This is a genomic window from Maribacter polysaccharolyticus, assembly GCF_028882255.1.
In the GTDB taxonomy this organism is placed as follows: Bacteria; Bacteroidota; Bacteroidia; order Flavobacteriales; family Flavobacteriaceae; genus Maribacter_A; species Maribacter_A polysaccharolyticus.
On sequence record NZ_JARBUY010000001.1, the window covers coordinates 750065 to 756064 of the forward strand.

At 44.3% G+C, this 6000-nt stretch carries 2 protein-coding genes; both read left to right on the forward strand.

Features of this window, described 5'->3' with window-relative positions:
* The first annotated feature begins 220 nt into the window (after positions 1–220).
* On the forward strand, positions 221–1957 hold the full coding sequence (locus PHU20_RS03370) for a M14 family metallopeptidase (RefSeq protein WP_274823928.1): 1737 nt from the start codon (positions 221–223) through the stop codon (positions 1955–1957).
* A 245-nt stretch (positions 1958–2202) separates the two neighbouring features.
* A complete protein-coding gene (locus PHU20_RS03375; protein WP_274823929.1) occupies positions 2203–5439 on the forward strand; it encodes a WD40/YVTN/BNR-like repeat-containing protein in 3237 nt (1078 codons plus the stop codon).
* The last annotated feature ends 561 nt before the right edge of the window (positions 5440–6000 follow it).

A 6000-nucleotide genomic window follows, 5' to 3' on the forward strand; every position in this document is an offset into this window, starting at 1 on the left:
CAATACCCATGGTCCTTATCCTAGTCCGTACCACAAAAAAGACCGAAAGTCAAGTAGGGAACTTCAATTATAAGCAAGGACGGAGGGTTTTAACCAAATTACAAAAAAGACCTCGGACCAAATATTCCAAAAAGGCGTGTGCCTGCCTTTCAAAGTACTTTAAACCAAAATCGATTATCCGAAAAAATTGTAGTTTTATAACATATACCAACCATCATTTATGAAAAGAATCTTATGTATTTTACTTTTTGCGGTAGCCTGTAAATCCCCAAATGAAAACCCGGATTATGATTTTGAAACGCATTTCGAGAAAACCGGAGGGTCAGAAACAGCCACATACCGGCAAACTATAAAATATTATAATGATCTGGCCGAAGCTTATCCTGAAATTTCGATTGATAGCATGGGCAAAACCGATGCTGGCAAACCCCTTCACTTGGTTACCTATAATCCGGATGCAGTGTTCGATTTTTCCGAAATACGGAAAAACAAACGCATTATTTTGATCAACAATGGAATCCATCCCGGAGAACCCGATGGTATCGATGCCACGATGATGCTCTTTAGGGACTTGGTTCAAGGACACATATCGCCCCCAAAGAATACTGTTTTGGCCACGATTCCCGTCTACAATGTCGGCGGTAGCCTAAACCGTAATTCAACTACCCGAACCAACCAAAACGGACCCAAGGAATACGGCTTTAGAGGTAACGCGAGAAATTACGACCTAAACCGGGACTTTATAAAATGTGACACTGAAAATGCACAAACCTTTGCCCGGATCTTTCATTTGGTCGAACCGGATGTCTTTATTGACAACCATGTCAGTAATGGTGCCGATTACCAGTACACCCTTACCCATTTATTTACACAACACAACAAACTTGGAGGCAATTTAGGCCATTATCTTCATACGAAAATGATGCCACAACTAGAAAAAAAATTGGCCGAAAAAGATTGGGACATTACCCCTTATGTCAATGTTTTCAATCGCGTGCCCGACTTGGGATTTTCCCAGTTTATGGATTATCCCCGTTATTCCTCGGGGTACACCACACTGTTCAACACCCTAGGGATGATGGTTGAAACCCACATGCTCAAACCCTATAAACAAAGGGTTGAAGGCACTTATGGGCTTATGATAAGCATGATGGAAATTACCGAAGAAAATGGCGAGACAATAGCCGAATTACGAAAAAACGCTTCTCTTGAAATTCAAGACCGGAAAACCTATGCCTTGGATTGGGAAGTTGACGCTACAAAAACCTCGATTTTGGACTTTAAGGGATTTGAAGGTGAAATCAAAAAAAGTGAAATCACCGGATTGGATCGATTGAAGTATGACCGTTCAAAACCATTTACCAAAAAAGTAACCTATCAAAATCATTTTAAACCCACTGTTGAAGTCGATGTTCCCAAAGCCTATATGATACCCCAAGGTTGGTGGAACGTCATTGACCTATTGAAACTCAACGCGGTTGAAATGACCCTGCTTGAAAAAGACACCACCATAACCGTTGAGTCATACAACATACTGAGTTATGAAACCAGGAAAACGCCGTATGAAGGCCACTATATGCATTATGGCACCCAAATTCAAAAATCCGTGCGTACGGTTAACTTCGCCAAAGGGGATTACTTGGTCTATACCAGGCAAAAGGCGTTTCGATATTTGATCGAAACCTTGGAACCACAAGCCCCCGATTCTTTTTTCAACTGGAATTTTTTCGACACCGTTCTGCAACAAAAGGAAGGGTTCTCCCCTTATGTTTGGGAAGATAAGGCATTGGAAGTACTGGCCGATGATCCCGAATTGTACGTTGCATTCGCCGCTAAAAAATCAGGGGAAATGGATTTTGCGACTAATTGGTATGCCCAACTGGATTGGATACATAAACACAGCAAGTATTACGAAAAAGCCCATTTACAATATCCTGTTTACCGAATCGTCGACTAAATAGGAACCCAGACGTTCGACAAATTTCCCACTCACTTCGTTCAACTAGAACTCTTAATGTGAATGTAGGTCGTACCCTTTTTGGTCTACCACATATTGTCTGTTGAACCCCTTATGTTAATCAAAAGTTAATCCTAATCGCAATAACACTGAAGCGATAACATTTAGCTTCATTTTTTGTAGTTTTAACCTGATTCATCATAGGATGGAATCGTACTGACAAAACCACTAAAACCAACCTTAAAATGAAAACCATTGTCAAGTTATCCTTACTCTGTTTATTTACAATCTGTACAGCCTTTCCTTTAAGGGCACAGGAAAAGTCCAAAAACCCGTTGAAGGGACTGGAATTCAGGAATATCGGTCCGGCATTGACTTCTGGCAGGATCGCCGATATCGCCATTCATCCTGAAAATGAAAACATTTGGTATGTAGCCGTTGGTTCGGGTGGGGTCTGGAAAACGACGAATTCCGGAACCACTTGGACATCCCTTTTCGATGATCAAACCTCCTATTCCATGGGTTGTGTGACCATTGACCCCAATAACCCCCATACCATTTGGGTCGGAACCGGTGAAAATGTCGGAGGCCGGCATGCCGGTTTTGGTGATGGCATCTATGTAAGTCATGACGATGGGAAGACATGGAAGAATATGGGATTGGAAAATTCCGACCACTTATCGAAAATCATCGTACATCCCAACAATCCCGATATCGTCTGGGTGGCTTCCCAAGGTCCTTTATGGAGTAAAGGGGGAGACCGTGGGGTTTTTAAAACCACCGATGGTGGAAAAACCTGGAAACGCACCTTAGGGGATGCCGAATGGGTGGGTGCCACCGATTTGCTTATCGACCCGCACAACCCGGATGTTCTCTATGCCGCTACTTGGCAAAGACATCGGACGGTTGCCGGTTATTTAGGGGGTGGCCCTGGATCAGGACTTCATAAAAGTATCGATGGAGGGGAAACCTGGGAACCGCTTAAAAATGGCATCCCCAAATCGAACCTCGGTAAAATCGGCTTGGCCATGTCGCCCTTCGATTCACAGGTTATTTATGCGGCCATTGAATTGGATCGAAAAACGGGCGGTGTTTATATTACTTGGAACGGAGGTGCATCTTGGTCGAAACAATCAGATGCCGTCTCAGGGGGAACCGGACCCCACTATTATCAGGAATTAATCGCTTCACCACATACTGAAGGCACCTTATACCTCATGAATAACAGTGCGTTGGTTTCAACAGACCACGGAAAGACCTTTACCTTTATGAGTAGGTCAAACCAACATAGTGACAGCCATGCCCTGGTATTTAAGAAATCGGACCCCAATTACCTATTGATCGGAACCGATGGCGGCTTATATGAAAGTTTTGACAATACGGAAAGCTGGAAATATATAAGTAACCTGCCCATTACCCAATTTTTCAAAATTGCGGTAGATGATGCCGAACCTTTTTACAATGTTTATGGGGGCACACAGGACAATGGATCCCAAGGGGGACCCTCGAGAACCATCAGTTCCGATGGCATTGCAAATGCCGATTGGTGGAAAACCCTTGGGGCAGATGGGGCACAAACGGCTACAGAGCCGGGAAACCCTGATATTACCTACGGGGAGTTCCAACAAGGCGTTTTATGGCGGATCGACAGTAAGACCAAGGAGACCGTTTTCATCCAACCCCAAGCAAGGGAAGGGGATCCCTTTGAACGCTATAATTGGGATGCTCCAATTCTGGTAAGTACACACAATCCGAAAAGATTATATTTTGCTTCACAACGGGTTTGGAAATCCGAAGACAGGGGGGATTCCTGGGAACCGATTTCGGGTGACCTCACCCTGAACCAGGAAAGAATGACCTTCCCCTATTACGGTACCTCCCAAAGTTGGGACAATGCCTGGGATATTGGCGCCATGTCCAATTACAATACGATTACTTCTTTGGCCGAATCACCGAAACAAGAAGGGTTGCTTTACGCCGGTACCGATGATGGCCTTATCCAAGTATCGGAAGATGGAGGTGCCCATTGGAGACAATTTACGTTGAACACCATCAAAGGGTTGCCAAAAACCCCGTTCGTAAACGATGTTCGCGCCGACCTATTCGATGCCAATATTGTTTATGCGGCCTTGGACAACCATAAGTATGGCGATTATAAACCCTACATCATAAAGAGTACCGATAAGGGAAAAACCTGGTCGTTGATCAACGGCGATCTTCCTAGTAGGCTGTTGATATGGAGGCTGGTGCAGGATCACGTCAAAAAGGACCTCTTATTCGCCGGTACCGAATTCGGGGTTTATGTCACCTTAAACGGAGGTAAAAATTGGATGGAATTAGAGGGTGGAATGCCAACTATTCCTATTCGGGATATCACCATACAAAGACGTGAAAATGATTTGGTCGCCGGATCATTCGGCCGGGGCATATTCATTTTGGACGATATCTCGCCCTTGCGTGATTTTGATGCGAACATGGATGCTTCCGAAGTAAAGCTCTATCCCGTTAAACCGGTAGACTGGTATACCCAATCGAGCAGGGTGGGCAGTCAGGGTGATGCCGAGTATATTGCGAAAAACCCTCCGTTCGGGGCTAATTTCACCTATTTTATGGGCGACAACCTTAAATCAAAAACCGATATCAGAAGGGATAAAGAAAAAGAGGTTGCCGCAAAATTCCCTGGGTGGGATGCCCTTGAAGCGGAAAGCAGACAAGATGGGCCATCGCTACTTTTAGTGATAAAAGATGCCAATGGAAACGTAGTCAATACCGTAAAGGGTACGAACAAAAAAGGCTTTAACCGGGTGAATTGGAATTTAACGTATCCAAGTAAAAGCGGAGAGCGATTACAGGCTCCAGAAGGGAGAAGAGGTTTCCGTAGGGGTGGCGTAATGGTTACTCCCGGGGAGTATTCAGTGACTTTGGTGAAACGGGTCGATGGTGTCAATACCGTATTACAGGGACCGGAAACCTTCAAAGTAACCCCCTTGTTCGAAGGGGCATTGCCTAGAAAATCCTTTGAGGAAATGGATTCGTTCCGGGAAACCGCTTTCGCATTTCAACAAGACTTGACGGCAACTAACATCGCCTTGTCAACCAGTCAGCAAACTGTTGATGCCATGTTAAGGGCCTTGAATAAAGCGACATCGCCTTCTGATGACCTTTATGTACGGTTACATGAAGTTAAAAACACCTTGTTGGATATCGACAAAGTGCTTCATGGCGACAAAATCAAAGGGGAAATCGGCGAACGTTCAAACCCAACGGCGAGTGAAGGCAATTCAATCAGTTGGAGGGCTTTAGGAAATACCTACGGACCAACAGCGGAGCATAAAGGGTTCTTGAACCGTGTACAAAATCAACTTAAGACGGTCAAAAGCAAATTACTGCCTATCGTCAACGAAACACTTCCGGCACTTGAAAGTGATCTGAAGAAAACCGGGGCCCCTTGGATAGAAGGGCAAGGAATGATCAAGAATTAAACCTTTCGCTAAAAGACGCATAAAAAAGCCCGAATAAAATATTCGGGCTTTTTCTTTTTGGATTTTGGTTTAAATCGAATCACCCTTTAAATTCGAAGTCCTTTCCCAAGGAATTCCAAACTACCGGGACTCCCAAGAATTTAACCCAATGGCAATACGCATCCTTAAAAGTTTCACCATCGAAACCGGTTGTTTGGGTAGTCTTTCGGAGGATTGAAGATCCGATTCGTTCATGGTAAGGAACGGTCCGGCCCCACAATGTGTAAGGATCATGAAGTGGTTTTAGATTCGTCCACAGCGGCAGTAACCGGATATTGTTTCCGCTCAATTTTTATTTCAGGATTTATGGAATCCTGAAAAACCCTTACTGAAAATAGAAAAGTGAAGGCTAGCGCCTTCTCCCTTTTTTTGCCTCCTTCAACTCACCCAAACTGGGTTTGGCAAACCTCCCAAGACAGGATTTAAAGAATCCTTAAAAACCCTCACTGAAAATAGAAAAGTGAAGGCTAGCGCCTTCTCCCTTTTTTTGCCTCCTTCAACTCACCCAAACTGGGTTTGGCA

What these genes read in the sequence shown, in the direction of transcription:
- PHU20_RS03370 (WP_274823928.1), top strand. Translation starts at nt 221, where the DNA reads ATGAAAAGAATCTTATGTATTTTACTTTTTGCGGTAGCCTGTAAATCC.
- PHU20_RS03375 (WP_274823929.1), top strand. Translation starts at nt 2,203, where the DNA reads ATGAAAACCATTGTCAAGTTATCCTTACTCTGTTTATTTACAATCTGT.